This is a genomic window from Methylobacterium sp. WL64 (assembly GCF_008039945.1).
Lineage (GTDB): Bacteria > Pseudomonadota > Alphaproteobacteria > Rhizobiales > Beijerinckiaceae > Methylobacterium.
Map to the genome: position 1 here is coordinate 104057 of NZ_VRVA01000010.1, position 16241 is coordinate 120297.

The window sequence follows — 16241 nt, forward strand, 5'->3', positions numbered from 1 at the left end:
TCGCAAAAACCTGATTGGACGCGATATGGCGGGCGATCCAGATGCCTTGGTGGCGACAGGACGCCCAATTCCGCTCTCCCTGCGACCGATCGACTGTTGCGGACCTGCCTCCCCCAGGCAAGATTGCAACTCGCGAGGGCTCCTATGCCGGTCATATGGGCTTTCCGGGAATCAGGACTTCGTTAATCTTGCTGTGAGAGCGCGCGGCGTGATTCGGTGTAGGTTGCTCGGCCATGTCTGATGAACGCGGATCCGGGCTGCAGAATCCCAATCGGACCGAGGACAGCCGTGTCGCCGAAGCGGCCGGCGGTGAGGACGAGGCACTCGACCTCGTAGAGGTCTCCGGCCGCATCAAGTGGTTCGACGTGTCCAAGGGCTTCGGCTTCATCGTACCCGACGACGGCGCCCCCGACATCCTGCTGCACGTCACCTGCCTGCGGCGGGACGGGTTCCAGGCGGCCAGCGAAGGCGCGCGCATCGTCGTCGAGGCGGTGGAGCGCCCGCGCGGCTGGCAGGCGTTCAAAGTTCTGACTTTGGATCAGTCCGCGGCCGTGCATCCCTCCGAGATGCCGATGCCGCGCACCCACGTCTCGGTCACGCCAACGAGCGGCCTGGAGACGGCGGTGGTGAAGTGGTTCAACCGGCTGCGCGGCTTCGGCTTCCTGACCCGCGGCGACGGCACGCCGGATATTTTCGTCCACATGGAAACCCTGCGCCGCTACGGCATCGCCGAGCTCAAGCCGGGCGACGCCGTTTTGGTGCGCTACGGCGACGGCTCCAAGGGCGTCATGGCGGCCGAGATCCGTCTCGTCGACGGGGCGCTCCCGGCCTCTCACTGACGCCCCATTTCGCGCGCGCTATCTGAATCTGCGGTCGGCACACCGCCCGCGACCGCATTTCCCGAGAGGCTGTCCTTGAGAGTTCTATTCCGCGTCCCGCAAGCGGCGGCCATCGCCTGCCTCATCCTGGTCGCGCCGCTTTCCGTCCATCAGGCCACTGCCCAGAGCGCATCACCGCAGAACGCCGCCAAGACAGAGCCACTGACCATCGCCACCAAGGCCGGGCCGAAGCGGTTCGACGTCGAGGTGATGCGTGACGACGCCGGCCGATCACGCGGGCTGATGTTCCGCCGGCACATGGCGCCGGAGCATGGCATGCTGTTCGATTTCGAACGCGCCGAACCCGTGACCATGTGGATGAAGAACACCTATCTGCCGCTCGACATGCTGTTCATTCGTCCGGACGGGACCGTGAGCCGGATCGCCGCCGAAACCGAGCCGCTGTCGACCGCGATCATCCCGTCCGGCAGCCCTGTCTCTGCCGTACTCGAACTCAATGCCGGGACGGCCGCCAAGCTCGGGATCCAGGCCGGCGACCGGATCGAGCACCCTTTGTTCAAGGGACGCTGAGGCGACTGGGTCTGGCGTGAACGCAGCGGGAACAATGGCCTTGACCGTCGGGATGTTCCGAGCCAATGTTCCGGAATTGTTCCGGCGCTTCGGAGTGCCGGCCTTGCGCGGAGGACCCGATGAGCAACGTGGCCGATGCCGAGCTGTTCGGCAACGACGATTGGTCGGTGAGCGCGGACGGGCTAGAGCACCGTTGCACGGGTTACTTCATCAGCCGGGTCGGCCTTGCGACACGGCGGGCCGAAAACCTTTGGGACTGGCCGCTGCAGATGGCCGAAAAGTCCTGGTGCCGGCCAAGCCTGTTTCGCGAGGCATTCCTGGCAGCGCTCGACCAATTCGGAATCGCGCGCGATGCCGACCTGACTCGATCCTTTGCATTGGGCTACGGGATCCGAGCAGTGAACGCATCCACGCCGGACAGCTTCGTAACGCTTGCCGACGTGCTGAAGCCCCGCGCGGCTCCGGCGACGGTCCGTGTCGCGGCCAAGCCGGTCAGGCGCGCACTGGCGGCGGCAGGCGCATGAAGGTTCGGGTGTGCCGCGGACGCATTTGACCATGGCCGGTGCCGGCGGATAGCCCTCTACGTAGGATCGCGGGAGGGAAGATCATGGCAGACAGCAATCACGCCGAACTCGACGGGCTGATGATACCGCCGTTGTCGCGGCGCGGCTTCGTGATGACCAGTCTCATCAGTGGCCTGACTGTCGCGACGACCCGTGTCGAGGCGCAGGCGATTCACACCGATGCCACCGGTATCGAGGCCGGCGAGGTCAAAATCCCCGCGGCAGACGGTCCGATGCCCGCCTACCGGGCGGTACCCAATGGGGCGGGGCCGTTTCCGATCGTGCTGGTGATCGAAGAGATCTTCGGGGTTCACGAGTACATTAAAGACATCTGCCGTCGCCTCGCCAAGGCTGGATACTGCGCCGTCGCGCCCGAACTGTATGCCCGGCAGGGCGACCTCTCGACCATGACCGATCCCAAGATCATCATCCGGGACATCATCTCGAAGACCCCGGACGCGCAGTGGATCGGCGATCTCGACGCCACCGCGGCTTGGGCCGCCTCCGCTGCCAAGGGCGATGCCGGTCGGCTCGGCGTGATGGGTTGGTGCCGCGGTGGTCGCGACGCTTGGCTGTACGCGGCGCATCGTCGCGACCTGAAGGCGGCGGTCGCATGGTATGGCCCCCTCGGCGGTGATCGGACTCCTATCCAGCCGCGCACAGCCGGAGATGTCGCGGCCGAGATCCACGCGCCGTTGCTTGCACTCTACGGCGGCGCCGATACCGGCATCCCGCCGGCCTCCGCAGAGGAAGCGCGCGACAAGGCCAGGCAGGCGGGCAGGAGCGTCGAACTGGTGATCTACCCGGATGCGCCGCACGGATTCCACGCGGATTATCGGCCGAGCTACCGCAAGGACGCCGCCGAGGACGGCTGGACCCGCGCTCTCGCCTTCCTGAAAGCCAACGGCGTCGGCTGATCAAACCGATCCTGGCGGTCTTACCAGGATGTTCCTGGATGGCTGTGCTTCCCGGGACACGGCCACAACTTGCCGAATATGCCAGGGTCGCAGGAGGATCTGTGCCTGCGCGGGTCCGGCCATTCGCTGCGATCGGAGCGTTGAACCGATCGTCGCGACCGCCGTTCAGCCCCTGTAGAGTGTCCCGGCCCATGAGCGACTCGGTACAGCCCGGACAGAAGCCCGTCATCCTCGTCGTGGAGGACCAACCCGACGAGCGCTTCCTCGCGGCCACGCTCCTGGAGGATACCGGCTTCACGGTGATCGAGGCTGAGACTGCCGAACGGGCGCTCGCCATCCTCAACGACCGCGCGGACGAAGTCAGCGTCGTGTTCTCCGACGTGCGTACGCCCGGACCGATCGGCGGCTTCGAACTTGCGCGGATCATCGGCGTGACCTGGCCGCGGGTCCGGGTGCTGCTGACCTCCGGGGATGCGGGCGACCAGCCGAGCGACCTGCGCATGTCGGCGACCTTCATCCCGAAGCCCTGGCGCGCCGAGGATATTCTGGCCTGGGTCGAGCAGGCGGCCGGTCGTCCGTCGGCGTCGACCGGCCCGGCGGTGATCGGACCGGGCGGAAAATTAATTATGCCGGGTCTGGAAACCTGAGACCTACTCCGGGTTGTACGGCACTCCCGGGGCGCAAGACGCCCGATCCCGAGCAACTCCGTCGGCAGCTCAGATCAATCATGCTCATCGTCGCTGCCAACTACGCCGATTCCCTGCGTCGGCGCTCTTGGGACGCCCATCAGGAGGCCGATCTCCTCGACACGGTGACCGACGAGCTGCGCGCGCACTACAGGCCCATCGCCGATGCCGTCCCAGCCGAGATCCTGGCGCTGGCCGAGCGCCTGGACCGTCCGGAATCCGAGCGCGCTTGCGGCGCCTGACCGATCAGGTCGGGATGAGTCGCCAAGGCCAATGAATCTGCTATTCAGCGCGCTCTGACCTGCCGGCGCATCGCGTCTCTCAGTCGAGCCCCTCATGCGTCTCAATGTTCTTCGCGGATCGTTTGCCGCCGGTGTGATCCTGGCGCTTGCGGGGTTGAGCGTTGCCCAAGCCGCGTCCCCGCCGCCGCAGCCGTCTGAGGGGGCCGGCGGTTTCGGCGACCGCAAGGCGACGATCATGAAGCGTCTGCTCGGGCGTGGGACCGCGACGACGTTCGCGTTCCACGCTGCGGGCGCCGCCCCGGAGGCCGGCCGGCCCGTGGTTGTGTTCCTGCACGGATGGGGCGTGGTCAATCCGCAAAGCTACGGCGGCTGGATCGACCATCTCACCCGCCAGGGTTGGCTTGTGCTCTACCCGCGCTTTCAGGACGTGAACCGGACGCGCCCGGCCGACGCACCCGGCCTCGCCGAAAGCCTGGTCAAAGCGGCGCTGGCGGATTTGGCCTCGGACGCGGACGCCAAACCCGATCTCGGCCGCGTCGCCCTGATCGGGCACCTGGCTGGCGCCCCGCTCGCCATGGACATGGCCGCCGACGCCAAGCAGCATGGCCTCCCCGTCCCGAAGCTGATCTTCATGGCCGCGCCGGGCGGCATCGCCAGCGGCCCCAAATCGCGGGGAATCGCGCTGACGGAGCTGTCCGGCATCCAGTCCTCCACCCTGCTCATCGCCATGGTCGGCGACAAGGATACCCGGGCGGCGGACCTGGCGGCGAAACGGCTGCTGCGTGAAGCGAGTGCCGTACCGCTGGAGCGTAAGCTCTTCGTGCGCGCCCTCTCGGACGATCACGGCTTCCCCGCTCTGACGGCCACGCTCGCGGCTCCCGCCGGAACCGACACAGCCTATGATGGCGGCGCGATCAAGCCGGGGCCGGATCCAAAGGACGCGGCCAAGGACGCCCCGAAGCCGCCGCCGTTCCGCTGGTCCGCCGATATGGCGTTGACCGGCGAACAGCAGACGCTGGTCGCACAGATCAATATCGCCCGCGTCGACGCGCTGGACTACCTCGGGTTCTGGAAGACCTTCGACATCGCCGCTGCCGCTGCCTTCGCCGGCTCGGACGCGAATGCGATGAAGAACAATCCGCGGCTCGCAGACATGGAGCGCTGGAGCGACGGGTGGCCGGTGAAGCGCCTCTCGGTGGAAACGCCCCGACTGGCGGCGCCGGCGGCCCAGGCAGCCACTCCGGCTTCGCCAGGTAGAAAGCGCTGATCGACAAACACCCGCCTTTCCCTTGGCGTAGGGCTTGCTACTCTGTCCGTGTTCGACACGGGAAACGAAGCATGCCCGAGTTCGTCGCCAGTCTGCTCGCTGCAGCAGCCTTCTGCCTGACTCTCCTTGCGCTGAACGCGCTGACACGATTGCTGATCCAGGCGCATTATGCGCCGGCGGATCTCGGTGAATCCGGTTTTCTCCAGATCGGTGGCGCCCTTGTCATCGCCCGCATCGCCTACCGTCGGGCGCCAAACCGTCAGCTGGACTGAGCGATCGGTTCGTTCCGTGGATCAGCCCCAACGGATGGTCGCGGAGGCCCGGCATAGATCGGGAGCGTCTTACCTGAATGGTCGGGCAAGACGCTTTCGCGGCGGGCAGTTGCCTTCGCACGGGCGCCAGGAACTACGATTCCGCAGCCTCAGCCGTCTCTTCACCGTCCGCGACGCCGAGCGCGACTTTCTCGGCCAGCAGGGCGGCCAAGGCGATGCGGATCAGATTGCCTTGCTCGCGATGCGGGTGATCAAGGGCGGCAGTCATGGCGCGACGGTAGCGGTCCTGGATCGCAGCGAGCTGCGTAGCCATGCCGACCTTGGCAGGTGGTTTCACGACGGGCTTAGCCCGCTTCGGCTTCGCCGGCGTTTTCTTCTTTGCGGGTGTCGTGTCCGGCATGCAAGGGCAAGCGACTTGGCCGTTTCGAGGTTCCTCGGCGCATTTCACATGCGGCCTGCTCGGTTCTCGGGCGCGGACTCTCGGAGCCTTGGGCAGGCTACGTCGCCGATCGAGCCGAGGGCGCGGATTGCAATGCGTGCGGACCGGATCGGCCTTGCGGGCTACCTCAGTGATCCGGCGCGCTCCGATCGCGAGGCTGTGCCCCGTTTGCCGCGCTGCCGCTCTGTGTCGGGGTTGTCCGGCACGGCGTTCCATTCAAGGACGCCTCCGGTCGACCGATCAGGGCTCACACGCCACATCGTTGGTCTGGATGCCCGGTGACGTGCTTTCGCTACTCACAATCGCGGTTGCTACACGCCCGTCATCGCGAACAGTTCGAAGCGGCCATCACCCTTGAACGGGGCGATGAAGGTGTGGGGGCGACCCACGATCTTGCAGCTGCACTACCTGAGGAAATCGCCGAACGCGCGGGGGCCGTTCCCGGTCGGGATGGTCGTCAGCACCTTCAGCGTCCGGCCGTCGAGGACGCTCAGCGTGTTGTCACCCCAATTGGCGACGTAGAGGCGACCGCCAGCGTCGGCCGCGATGCCTTCGGGATGATCGCCGACGTCGATATCCGCGAGCGGCTTGAGAGTCGTGAGATCGAAGGCTGTGACGCTGCCGGCATACTGATCGGTCACGAAGCCGCGCCCTTGCGTAAGGGCGATCACATAGGGTCGCCGACCGGTCGGGATCCGACCGATCTCTCGTCCGGCCGCCAGATCGATCACGGAGACGTCGTCGCTCGTGACGTTCGCCGTGTAGGCGCGGCCAGTGGCAGCATCCAGGGTAATTCCGAACGGGTGCTGCCCGACGGGGATGACCTTGGTTTCTTTGCGGGTCCTGGCATCGACCACGGAGACCGTGTTGGCCTCCCGGTTGGCCACGTAGAGCGTCGCACCGTCGGGTGAGACGGCGATACCCGATGGCGAGGCGCCGACCGCGATCTCGCCATCGGGGATCAGGTGGCCGTCGCGCTCGGTCAAAACGAACAGGCGATGCCCGTACCAATCCGCCACGTAGATTTTGACGCCCATCGGATCGGCAGCGACGCCCAAGGGTCCACCCGGCAGCGGCACTTCTGCGGCAACGAGGCCGGCATCGAGATCAAGCACCGCGAGACCGTGACCTTCGGGCCGCGTGACGTATGCCCGCTTGCGATCGGGCGACAGGGCGATTCCTGCCGGCGCCCCGTCGAGCTTGATGCTACGCACCACCTTGCCGGCTGCGAGATCGACAATTTCGACCGCGCCGCCAAGCTGCGTCGTCACGATCGCTTCCCGCGCCTGTTCGGCGCGGGCGTGCGTCGCGGTCAGGGACAGGCCGGCGACGAACGCCGCCTGGCCCCATTTGCGGTGACGGCGCAGGTTTTTATCGCAAAACCGCAGGACGCTTTTGCGAAACCCGCGCAGGCTCACGAGCCCTTCTCGACCTTGGCCTTCAAGTTGGCGAGGCTCGCCTTGATCCAGGCACCGACGCCCTTCTCGGAGGCTTCGTCGTTGAGTTCGGGCGGCGGATCGTTGTTCATGTAGCCGCGATAAAAGGCCGCTTTCCACTCGACTTTGGACTTGGCGTCGCCCGCGGGCTCGACCGTGATCGTAGCAGAGTAATCGTTGGCCGGCAGGTCCTTCACATCGACCTTCTCGATGTAGTACGAAAAAAGCTTCTCGTCCGGCTTGTACTTGTTGCTGGTCTCTTGAATCTGGTTGCCGTTCTTCAGCGTTAGGGTGCGCGTGAACTTGTTCGGCACGTCGCCGCTGACCTCGGTCTTGGTGACGTTCTCCATCCAGTCGGCGTTCTTAACGTCACCAATCACGGCCCAGACCTTGTCGGCCGGGGCGTTGATCTCGATCGACTCGGAAATCTTGCGCCGGGTCGGGCCGTGGGCCTGCGCGGTCGCCGCCACCAGGGCGGCCGTGGCCGCCAGGGCCAGGGTCATTTTCTTCATCGTGTCCTGCTCCTCCCGCCTCCGGGGCGCGGTCCGGCATCGAGATACCGGTTCTACGTCCGAGTGCGTGTCACAAGTGAGTGTCAGAGCCGCATTCGATTTCTCGGATACGGATCTAGCTTGCGTCCCGACCGAGAATGCGCGCTTCGGCCCCGAAAGCCTCAGCGACCTTGTCCTCGATCCAGCCCCAGGCCTCGCGCTCGCGCGGGCCCGCGGTCTTGGTGATGGCGATGGCGAGGTAGGCCATCTCCGTCAACACCTTGTCCGGCTCAAGCATGTGGAGCCGGGTCGAGAGGATCGCCGCCTCGAGCACCGCGGCCTGGGCGCGGTTGTAGCCAATGAACGGTGCGTGGGCGGCCGAATGCACGAGGCGGCCGTGGAAGCGCGGCCGGGTCTCCTGGTCCTCGACCGATGCGACCTGGAACTCGGCATGGCCGAAACTGTCGGCTAGCCGCCGGCCGGCAATGACCGCGCACGCCACGGTCGGCCATTCGCGCCGGCCCGTTACCGCACCCGCGATGACCCGGATGTCCCTCGGGCTCGACGCCGCGAAACACGGATTGGCCTCGAGATTGACGATGGTCGGCGAGGGTCGGAACGGCGCCAGCACGTAGCCGTTTTCCTCGCCGATCAGCCCGAACGGCACGAGATGCAGCTCACCGGACGGCGCAAGCGTGGTGACGATGGTCTCGAGGATCAGCGGCATCGCTCAGGCCCTATCCGCCGGCACCAGTCGGCCGCAGACCAGCTTGGTTGCGGGCTGCGGGTTCTCTGGCTGCGCCTCGTAGCGGACCTCGACTTCCGAGATCGTCTTTGGGGCGTCGGCATCCGCCTCGGGCTTCACCAGCCGTGCATCGCGGGTACCGGGCGGAGGCGCGTCGGGACCGGAATGGCGGGTGTGTCCGGCCTTCTTGAACGCGGTCGAGTCCTCGACGTCAGCGTCGGCCGCGCAGCCCCAGTCGAGGGCCTCGTCCTGGACGTAGCGCTTGCCGAGCCGCCAGGCGGTCTCGGCCTTGGCGAGCTCGGCTCCGAGATAGAAGGCGTGGGCGCCGTCGCTCGTCACGTCGAGATCAGGGAAGAAGGCCATCGCGTCAGTGCCGACCCTGTGGACGTCGCGGTTGTAGACGTGGATCCCGTCCTCGGCGACCGCGATCCGGTAATTCGGATCCCGGACCTCGCCTGCAGCCTGGGCAACTTCCGCAGCGGTCTGCACGAACGGGCGCTTGTCGTGAAGGGCCAACAGCGCGCGCCCATAGCCTTTCGGCAGGGCGGAGTCGGCCTTGGCCGCGTACATCACCCGCCGGGCGGCGTCGTGCTCCTCGACAGTGCGGCGGGTGTGGTTCGAAACCTGGACGATCAGCACATTGCCGATCGACAGTTCCGAGCACATTCCCACCAACAGAGCGGTGACGCCGAGCGAATCCGCCTCGGTCAGCTCCGTCAAGTTGCCGGTGCCCATCATCATCTGGATGTCGGGCCAGCGGGCACGGGTGTCGCGGTAGCGGCCGATTGAATCCACGAAGCCGTGATGGATCGGCTCCAGGATCGGGTCGGCCAGGAACGGGCGCCCGGCCTTCAGCATCCGCTCGATCGCACGGTCGAGTGAGGGCAGGTCGTCCGGGCGCAGGGGCACCAGGATCGGCACTGCGTCGGTCTCGAACGCAAGATCGAGCGTGTCGATGTTCAGGCTGAGCAGGTAATCCGCCCCGGCCCGGGCGCCCCGGGCGAGCTCGTCCAGGGAGAAGGAATCGACGCTCACATGAAGGCCGGCGCCCTTCAGGGCAGCGACGGATTCCTCGAGATGCGGGAAGGTCGTGTCCGGCAGCCCGCCCAGGTCGATCACGTCGGCGCCGCGGCGGGCCAGGTCGAGCCCTTTTGCCAGGATCTCGTCGGGGGTCATCTTCGAGGCATCGACGATTTCGGAGAAGATCCGCAGGTCGTGTTTCGAAAGGTCCACCTTGCGCCCGGCGAGCCCCAGCCAGGCCGGCAGATCGACCACCTCGTCCGGGCCGCGCTCGACCGGCACATGAAAATGCTCGGCCAGCCGGGCGGTATCGGCCCGGCAGCGACCCGGAAGGACGATCCGGGTCGCGCCTTCGGGAATCTCGATCCGGCGGCGGATGATTTCTTCCGTCATCAGCGCTGCGACCTTAACGCCGGCATCCGCGATGCTCCACCGGATCGTCGCCGGCAAACCGGCCGCGACTTTTTCGAGCCGCGCCCGGGCGAGGCGACCGGTGACGAATACGATGTGCTCGAGGGCGCTCAAACAACCACTCGCTGGCGGAGTGTGACGTTCCGGGTCGGTCCCCAGATCGCGATCGAGCCCTCGTAGCGTGCAGCGAAAGCGGGGAAGGCGGCATCCATCAGCCCGCTTTGGGCAAGTCCATCGGCATCCTCCTGTGACGATGCGTCGGCCGACTTCACCAGCACGCAGCGTGCGGCACGCATTCGTAGCGCAAGCCAGAGCGCGAGACTGTCGGATGTGACGTCCCAAGTCTCGGGGATGTCAGGGTCGCCGACCTGCAAGTTCGTCGGGTCCCAGACCCAGGAAGTGTCGATGTTCTCCGCCCAAGGCGCCGGGCTACGTGCGAGGCGGGGCTCGATTGAGCAAAAGTCCGCCGCCATGCGACCCATTGCGGCCAGCGCCCGGCGGTGGGCCTCCGCATCGTCGAAGCCCTCGTGGATCTGGGCGGCACGGACGGCATCCGCGTAGGCACCACCGCCGGGCACCACGACGCAGCGTCCGTGGAGCCCTGCCGCTACATCCGCCAGAAGGGCGCTGCGGCGGTCCGAATCCGCCGCCAGGCTGCCGCCGATCTTGAGGATTGTCGTCACGCGGCGTCCCGTTGGTTCGGGCGCAGGGCGCGCACGGCCTCGGCGACCCGCAGCGGGTCGATACCGTTGCGCCGGTCCAGGTCGCGGCACAGGCCGCCGCGGAAACCGAAATAGTCGGGGCGGTGCACGCTGAGGGTCGCGATGTCGGTGACCCTGAGTGAACCTGCCAATCCGCTCATCAACCCGTGGCTCCGGCAGGCCGTCGTGAATGCCGCGAGCGCCTGGGGCTCGACGAGGTCGGTCAGGCGGACGCCGGCCTTTCCGGACGTGTCGATCATCGCACCTGCAAATCCTGCCCGGACCAGAGCCGGGACGAGGTCCGCCGCCGAGCCGTCTTCGGCGAACAGGACCGCGATCAGGCGGCCGGGGGCGGTCTGAGCGAGGGCAGCGAGCGCCTTGATATCGCGGCGTTGCGCGGGGGCGAGGCCGGCCTTCACCCAGTCGATCCCGGTGCCGGCCATCGCGGCCACGGATTCAGGCGTCGGGTCTGCCACCGCGCTGGTCACGGCCGCGCCGGCGACACGCGCCACGATCTCGTTCACCACTGCGGGGGCGAGCGCGCCGAGCGCGCCGCGCTCCGGATCCTTCGCGTCGATCAGGTCGGCCCCGGCGAGCTGGGCGGCCGCGGCCGCGGCCGGATCGCGCACGCTGACGAGGAGGCGGGGCAGGGGGCCTGGCGGAACGGGGTACGCGGACACGGATCTCTCGAAGATGGGCGGCACGCAATCACGACTTGCCGGGCAACGGCTCGGCGAGCAGGCGGTTCTTCACGACCCAGCGCATGGCGTGCGCCCAGGTGTCGTCGGTATCGGCCCGGATCGTCACCTGCCCGCCGCGTACCATCTTGCCGGTTTCGGCCTCGGCGATGGTGACGTTCAGGTTGAAGATCTGGCCGGATCCCTTCTCCACATAACCGGTCACGACGAGATCCGCACCCAGGCTCTTGGCGATGTCGGCCGCGCAGCCGTTGCACTTGTAGAGCGGGCCCTCCTTGGCGACCACGTCGGATTTCGGGGCTGTGTCGATGATATCCAGGCCGGCCTGGTTGCGAAGGGCGTTGCGCAGCTCGTCCGTGACCAGCGTCAACTTCTTGGTGTCGATGGGCCGGACCCGCGTGCCGTAGGTGGCGCCGGGATCGAACAACTCCACCGGGAACACCGCGGCTTTCTCGGCGGCGTGGGCACCGGACGCCCCGGCCAGCAGACAGGCGGTCACAGCGCACGATACCAGGTGGTGCATCCTCGGGGCTCCCTCTCGTTGACCGGCGCTGATGCTGCCGGCGGCGTTTTCGCCACTATAGCTCGGGCGAAGGGACAATTTGGCAATGTACATCGGCGCGCCGGTGGCCCACGACACGAACGTGAACGTCCGACCAAGAAGCCGCGGTTGAGCGGCCGGATCCGAAGCTGCTAGAGGCCGCGTCATGCACGATCCTGCACACGCCCCGGCCCGAATTCCCGTCCAGCCTTCGCGTTATCGGACGCAGCGCCCAGTCAGCCTTCGCGTTCTCTTCGCGGGCTGGATGTTGGCGACACCCGTCGCCGCGCAGGCCCAGCAGCCGGCGCCGCAACCGATCGAAACGTCGATCGGCCTGATCTACCGGCCGCAGCCGGCACCGTCCTCGTACGACGCCGAGGCCGCCCCGGAAGACGAGGGGCTGGCCGGCGCCAAGATGGGCATCGCCGACAACAACACCACCGGCCGGTTCACCAAGCAGACCTTCTCGCTCGATGCGGTCGCGCTGAGCGACGACAAGCCCGATGCCGTTGCGGCGGCCAGGGAGCTGGTGGCCAAGGGCGTGCACTACCTGGTCCTGGTGCTGCCGGCGGATGCGGTGCTGGCGGTGGCCGACGCGGTGAAGGACACCGGGGCGGTGGTGCTGAACGCCGGCGCCCCGGACGACCGCCTGCGTGGCGCCGACTGCCGGTCCAACGTATTCCACATCCTGCCGTCCCGGGCGATGCTGACGGACGCCATCGCGCAGTACATGACGGTGATGCGGTGGCGGAAGGTCTTTCTGATCGTCGGGCCGACCGAGGCCGACAAGGCCTATGCCGAGGCCGTACGAAACTCCGCGCGCAAGTTCGGCCTGAAGATCACCGCGGAGAAACCCTGGACCTTCGGGCCGCTGGCCAAGGCGCGGGGCGATACCCCGACCCGGGCCGAGGCGATGGTCTTCACCCGCGGGCTCGACTACGACATGGCGCTCGTGGCCGACGAGGAGGGCGACTGGGGCGACTACGTGTCCTACCGCACCGTCGATCCGCGGCCCGTCGGCGGCACGCAGGCGCTGACCTCGACCACGTGGTCGCCGGTACTGGAGACCTGGGGGGCCGCGCAGGCGCAGAACCGGTTCCGGCGGCTCGCCTCCCGGCTGATGCGCCCGCTGGATTACCAGGCCTGGGCGGCGATCCGGACCGTGGGCGAAGCCGTCACCGCCAAGAAGACCAACGATCCCGCCGTGCTGACCCCGTACCTGGTCGATCCGGCCTTCAACCTGCCGGCCTACAAGGGTGTGTCGCTGAGCTTCCGCCCCTGGGATCACCAGCTGCGCCAGCCGGTCATCGTCGTCCAGCCCAAGGCCCTGGTCTCGGTCGCGCCGGAGCAGGGCTTCCTGCACCAGCGCACGCTGCTCGACACGCTGGGCGTCGATCTGCCGGAGACCACCTGCAAGTTCAAATGACGCTCGACGCCGCCTGCGGCGTTGGTGAGGGGCGTGCGCCCTCGCAACGCGCGGACGATGCTCTACAATCGGACTCCGAGAACGTCCTTCGAGGACGCCGGGACGCCACAAGGGAAGGAAGTCGTATGCGCCGCCGCGTCGAGGCAGGTCTGAGTGTTGTCGCCCTCGGAGCGGGGCTCGCCCTCTGCGGACCGGCTTTTGCCTACACCGCCTACGTGAGCAACGAGAAGGGCAACTCCGTCAGCGTCATCGATACGACGACGATGACCGTCACCGCCACCTGGAAGGTCGGGCGCCGGCCGCGCGGGATCACCGTGTCGAAGGACGGCAAGGAGGTGTTCGTCTGCGCCAGCGACGACGACCGGATCGACGTGCTCGATGCCAGCTCCGGAAAGGTCGTGCGCTCGCTCCGCTCCGGCCCCGATCCCGAGCAGTTCATCCTCGATGCCTCCGGCAACCCGCTCTACGTCGCCAACGAGGACGACAGCCAGGTCACGATCATCGACATCGAGAAGAACAAGGTCCTGGCCGAGGTGCCGGTCGGGGTCGAGCCGGAGGGGATGGGCCTGTCGCCGGACGGGAAGATCCTGGTCAACACCTCCGAGACCACCAACATGGCGCACTTCATCGACACCAAGACGTTCCAGGTGATCGACAACGTGCTGGTTGACGCCCGGCCGCGCTTTGCCGAGTTCACCGCCGACGGCAAATTCCTGTGGGTCTCCGCGGAGGTCGGCGGCACGGTCAGCGTGATCGACGTGGCGCAGCGCCGGGTGGTGAAGAAGATCACCTTCAAGATCCCCAGCGTGAACGACGAGGCGATCCAGCCGGTCGGCATCCGCATCAACAAGGACGGCACCAAGGCGTTCGTGGCTTTGGGCCCGGCCAACCGGGTCGCGGTGATCGATGCCAAGAGCTACGAGGTCCAGAAGTACCTCCCCGTCGGCCAGCGCGTCTGGCAGCTCGCCTTCACGCCGGACCAGAAGATGCTGTTCACGACGAACGGCACCTCCAACGACGTCTCGGTGATCGATGTGGCCGCCGAGAAGGTGGTCAAGAGCATCCCGGTCGGCCTGCTGCCCTGGGGCGTCGCCGTCTCCCCGAACTGATGGGATTTGGGATTTCGCACGGGTGTCTGGCCGGACGCGGCCGGACGCCCATGACGCAGAACACGACCGCCGGACGGCCGGCGCACGGTTTAGGAACGCCATGACGCGGATGCTTCGGATCGCAGCCCTGACCCTGGCCGGCCTGTTCGCCGCCGGGCCGGCCACGGCCCTCGACCTGACCAAGAAGCGCGAGAACCTGCCCGACCTCGTCCTGGGCGACGATCAGGGCAACGATTTCGCGGTCGAGAACAAGGACATCACGCTGGAATCCGGCAAGGCCTACCGGCTGCGCATCGTCGCCAAGGGGCGGCAGGAGTACAAGTTCTACGCGCCCGAGTTCTTCCGCTACATCTGGCTCAACCAGATCGTCATCGAGCACAAGGAGATCCACGGCGGCGGCGCGCCCGATCACCTGGAGTTTGACGATCCCGGCGAGATCGCCGTCGAGTTCGTGGCGATCAAGCCCGGTACCTATAAGTGGGAGGCGCGCGGCCTTGAGGCGAAGGGCATGAGCGGCACGTTGACGGTGAAGTGATGGGTGACGGGTTCAGAATTTGGCGCAAGGCCAAAAACGCATCTCCCTCCCCCCTCTGTGGGGGAGGTTGGGCTGGCCGTCAGGCCGGGTCGGGAGAGGGGAGCCCGGCTTCAGGACAAGGCTGCGTCGGTATGAAGGTCGCTACCTCATCCTTCACCGTCGCTCCCCTCTCCCGACCCCCTTCGGGGGCCACCCTCCCCCGCAGAGGGGGGAGGGGGTTCGCGCTCTTACTCGTCAGCATCTTTTTGACCACCCCCGCCCTGGCGGCCGACGACGCGGCGTCCTGCGCGGAGGGCATCACGATGATCCGCGACGCGTTGGCGGCGAATCCGTCCGAAGCCGCTCTCCCAAAACTCAAGAAAGCCCTCCGGGTAGCCGAGCGCGAGCAGAAGGAGGGCGAGTTCGACGAGTGCCTCGACGCGGTGACGGATGCCCGCAAGGCGCTGGGCCGATGAGCGAGGCGGCGCTGCAGGTCGAGCATGTCGGCCACCGGTTCGGGGCCCGCGCGGCGCTGGACGACGTGTCGATCACGGTGGAGCGCGGGCGCTTCGCGGCGTTGCTGGGGCCGAACGGCGCCGGCAAGACCACGTTGTTCTCGGTGATCACCCGGCTCTACAACAACCAGAGCGGCCGGGTCTCGATCTTCGGCCATGGGCTCGACCGGGAGCCGTCCCGGGCCCTGGCCCGGCTCGGCGTGGTGTTCCAGGCGCGCACGCTGGATACCGACCTCACCGTCGAGCAGAACCTGCTCTACCACGCCAGCCTGCACGGCATCACTCGCACGGTCGGGAAGCTGCGCGTCGGCGCGTTGCTCGATCGGGTCGGCCTGGCGGACCGCCGTCACGACAAGGTCCGCACGCTGTCGGGCGGCCAGTCGCGCCGGATCGAGATCGCCCGCTCGCTGATTCACCGGCCGGACCTGCTCCTGCTCGACGAGCCGACCGTCGGGCTCGATCTCGAATCCCGGGCCGACATCGTGGCCATCGTTCGCGCCCTGGTGCGCGAGGAGGGTCTGTCGGTCCTATGGGCGACCCACATCTTCGAGGAGATCTCTCCGGAGGACGAGGCCGTGGTCCTGCACCGCGGCCAGATCGTCGCCCGGGGCCGGGCCGGGGATATCGGCGCGCCGGGCGAGAACCTGGCCGACGCGTTCCGGCGCCTTGTCGCGGAGCCGGGAAGAGCGGCGGCGTGATGGCCGATCGGACGATACGCGCGCTCTCCCTCCCCCCTCTGCGGGGGAGGGGGGGCCGGCCGTCAGGCCGGGTCGGGAGAGGGGAGCGCCGTATCCGGAAGGGTCGCGACGCCAACTACATCCTGCACCGTCGCGCTGCCC

At 67.4% G+C, this 16241-nt stretch carries 21 protein-coding genes; 13 read left to right on the forward strand and 8 right to left on the reverse strand.

What is annotated here, in order from left to right; genetic code table 11:
* Positions 1-233: 233 nt before the first annotated feature.
* The 8 genes from FV242_RS07915 (at position 234) to FV242_RS07950 (ending at position 5356) form a co-directional block, all read left to right on the forward strand.
* Entirely contained in the window at positions 234-839 is a 606-nt protein-coding gene (locus FV242_RS07915; RefSeq protein WP_147938549.1) for a cold-shock protein, read from the forward strand.
* Positions 840-914: 75 nt separating this feature from the next.
* Positions 915-1409 carry a DUF192 domain-containing protein gene (locus FV242_RS07920; protein ID WP_187278359.1) on the forward strand — a complete coding sequence of 165 codons (495 nt, stop codon included), beginning with the start codon at positions 915-917 and terminating at the stop codon, positions 1407-1409.
* Between the two features lie 119 nt (positions 1410-1528).
* On the forward strand, positions 1529-1933 hold the full coding sequence (locus FV242_RS07925) for a hypothetical protein (RefSeq protein ID WP_147938551.1): 405 nt from the start codon (positions 1529-1531) through the stop codon (positions 1931-1933).
* Between the two features lie 83 nt (positions 1934-2016).
* Entirely contained in the window at positions 2017-2889 is an 873-nt protein-coding gene (locus FV242_RS07930) for a dienelactone hydrolase family protein (RefSeq protein WP_147938552.1), read from the forward strand.
* A 191-nt stretch (positions 2890-3080) separates the two neighbouring features.
* Positions 3081-3536, forward strand: coding sequence for a response regulator (locus FV242_RS07935; protein ID WP_147906750.1), 456 nt, complete (start codon positions 3081-3083; stop codon positions 3534-3536).
* A gap of 80 nt (positions 3537-3616) precedes the next feature.
* Positions 3617-3817, forward strand: coding sequence for a hypothetical protein (locus FV242_RS07940; protein WP_147906751.1), 201 nt, complete (start codon positions 3617-3619; stop codon positions 3815-3817).
* Between the two features lie 94 nt (positions 3818-3911).
* Positions 3912-5084: an alpha/beta hydrolase gene (locus FV242_RS07945; RefSeq protein WP_147938553.1), complete on the forward strand. Its 1173-nt coding sequence runs from the start codon at positions 3912-3914 to the stop codon at positions 5082-5084.
* Between the two features lie 71 nt (positions 5085-5155).
* The gene (locus FV242_RS07950; protein WP_147906753.1) at positions 5156-5356 is read left to right on the forward strand and encodes a hypothetical protein; all 201 of its coding nucleotides are present in this window, start codon (positions 5156-5158) and stop codon (positions 5354-5356) included.
* A 133-nt stretch (positions 5357-5489) separates the two neighbouring features.
* On the opposite strand, the gene FV242_RS07955 is transcribed toward FV242_RS07950, so the two are convergent.
* The 8 genes from FV242_RS07955 to FV242_RS07990 form a co-directional block, all read right to left on the reverse strand.
* A complete protein-coding gene (locus tag FV242_RS07955) occupies positions 5490-5756 on the reverse strand; it encodes a hypothetical protein (protein ID WP_147938554.1) in 267 nt (88 codons plus the stop codon).
* Between the two features lie 443 nt (positions 5757-6199).
* Positions 6200-7117 (reverse strand): YncE family protein, encoded by a 918-nt coding sequence (locus tag FV242_RS07960; RefSeq protein WP_246692420.1) that lies wholly within the window; start codon positions 7115-7117, stop codon positions 6200-6202.
* Between the two features lie 92 nt (positions 7118-7209).
* Positions 7210-7743, reverse strand: a complete 534-nt coding sequence (locus FV242_RS07965) for an SRPBCC family protein (protein ID WP_147938555.1) — start codon at positions 7741-7743, stop codon at positions 7210-7212.
* Positions 7744-7858: 115 nt separating this feature from the next.
* Positions 7859-8449: a DUF447 domain-containing protein gene (locus FV242_RS07970; protein ID WP_147938556.1), complete on the reverse strand. Its 591-nt coding sequence runs from the start codon at positions 8447-8449 to the stop codon at positions 7859-7861.
* Positions 8450-8452: 3 nt separating this feature from the next.
* Entirely contained in the window at positions 8453-10012 is a 1560-nt protein-coding gene (locus tag FV242_RS07975; protein WP_147938557.1) for a DUF6513 domain-containing protein, read from the reverse strand.
* On the reverse strand, positions 10009-10581 hold the full coding sequence (locus tag FV242_RS07980; RefSeq protein WP_147938558.1) for a uridylate kinase: 573 nt from the start codon (positions 10579-10581) through the stop codon (positions 10009-10011). Before FV242_RS07980 ends, FV242_RS07975 begins: the two co-directional genes overlap by 4 nt.
* Entirely contained in the window at positions 10578-11279 is a 702-nt protein-coding gene (locus FV242_RS07985) for a (5-formylfuran-3-yl)methyl phosphate synthase (RefSeq protein ID WP_147938559.1), read from the reverse strand. The genes FV242_RS07980 and FV242_RS07985 overlap by 4 nt, the downstream gene beginning before the upstream one ends.
* Positions 11280-11307: 28 nt before the next feature.
* On the reverse strand, positions 11308-11820 hold the full coding sequence (locus FV242_RS07990; RefSeq protein ID WP_147906760.1) for a DUF3280 domain-containing protein: 513 nt from the start codon (positions 11818-11820) through the stop codon (positions 11308-11310).
* A 283-nt stretch (positions 11821-12103) separates the two neighbouring features.
* Here FV242_RS07990 and FV242_RS07995 point away from each other — a divergent pair, with 283 nt between their 5' ends.
* The 5 genes from FV242_RS07995 to FV242_RS08015 all read left to right on the forward strand — a co-directional run bounded on the left by FV242_RS07995 (position 12104) and on the right by FV242_RS08015 (position 16100).
* Positions 12104-13264, forward strand: coding sequence for an ABC transporter substrate-binding protein (locus FV242_RS07995; protein WP_246692633.1), 1161 nt, complete (start codon positions 12104-12106; stop codon positions 13262-13264).
* A gap of 125 nt (positions 13265-13389) precedes the next feature.
* A complete protein-coding gene (locus FV242_RS08000; protein ID WP_147938560.1) occupies positions 13390-14373 on the forward strand; it encodes a YVTN family beta-propeller repeat protein in 984 nt (327 codons plus the stop codon).
* A 100-nt stretch (positions 14374-14473) separates the two neighbouring features.
* On the forward strand, positions 14474-14908 hold the full coding sequence (locus tag FV242_RS08005; RefSeq protein WP_147906763.1) for a hypothetical protein: 435 nt from the start codon (positions 14474-14476) through the stop codon (positions 14906-14908).
* 239 nt (positions 14909-15147) lie between these two features.
* Positions 15148-15363, forward strand: a complete 216-nt coding sequence (locus tag FV242_RS08010) for a hypothetical protein (RefSeq protein ID WP_147906772.1) — start codon at positions 15148-15150, stop codon at positions 15361-15363.
* Positions 15360-16100: an ABC transporter ATP-binding protein gene (locus tag FV242_RS08015; RefSeq protein WP_147938561.1), complete on the forward strand. Its 741-nt coding sequence runs from the start codon at positions 15360-15362 to the stop codon at positions 16098-16100. Before FV242_RS08010 ends, FV242_RS08015 begins: the two co-directional genes overlap by 4 nt.
* Positions 16101-16241: the final 141 nt, after the last annotated feature.

Coding starts and splice junctions, on each gene's coding strand:
- FV242_RS07935 (WP_147906750.1), top strand. CDS start 3,081: ATGAGCGACTCGGTACAGCCCGGACAGAAGCCCGTCATCCTCGTCGTG.
- FV242_RS07995 (WP_246692633.1), top strand. CDS start 12,104: ATGTTGGCGACACCCGTCGCCGCGCAGGCCCAGCAGCCGGCGCCGCAA.
- FV242_RS08015 (WP_147938561.1), top strand. CDS start 15,360: ATGAGCGAGGCGGCGCTGCAGGTCGAGCATGTCGGCCACCGGTTCGGG.
- FV242_RS07930 (WP_147938552.1), top strand. CDS start 2,017: ATGGCAGACAGCAATCACGCCGAACTCGACGGGCTGATGATACCGCCG.
- FV242_RS08005 (WP_147906763.1), top strand. CDS start 14,474: ATGACGCGGATGCTTCGGATCGCAGCCCTGACCCTGGCCGGCCTGTTC.
- FV242_RS07970 (WP_147938556.1), bottom strand. CDS start 8,449: ATGCCGCTGATCCTCGAGACCATCGTCACCACGCTTGCGCCGTCCGGT.
- FV242_RS08000 (WP_147938560.1), top strand. CDS start 13,390: ATGCGCCGCCGCGTCGAGGCAGGTCTGAGTGTTGTCGCCCTCGGAGCG.
- FV242_RS07950 (WP_147906753.1), top strand. CDS start 5,156: ATGCCCGAGTTCGTCGCCAGTCTGCTCGCTGCAGCAGCCTTCTGCCTG.
- FV242_RS07965 (WP_147938555.1), bottom strand. CDS start 7,743: ATGAAGAAAATGACCCTGGCCCTGGCGGCCACGGCCGCCCTGGTGGCG.
- FV242_RS07915 (WP_147938549.1), top strand. CDS start 234: ATGTCTGATGAACGCGGATCCGGGCTGCAGAATCCCAATCGGACCGAG.
- FV242_RS07925 (WP_147938551.1), top strand. CDS start 1,529: ATGAGCAACGTGGCCGATGCCGAGCTGTTCGGCAACGACGATTGGTCG.
- FV242_RS07940 (WP_147906751.1), top strand. CDS start 3,617: ATGCTCATCGTCGCTGCCAACTACGCCGATTCCCTGCGTCGGCGCTCT.
- FV242_RS07955 (WP_147938554.1), bottom strand. CDS start 5,756: ATGCCGGACACGACACCCGCAAAGAAGAAAACGCCGGCGAAGCCGAAG.
- FV242_RS07990 (WP_147906760.1), bottom strand. CDS start 11,820: ATGCACCACCTGGTATCGTGCGCTGTGACCGCCTGTCTGCTGGCCGGG.
- FV242_RS07945 (WP_147938553.1), top strand. CDS start 3,912: ATGCGTCTCAATGTTCTTCGCGGATCGTTTGCCGCCGGTGTGATCCTG.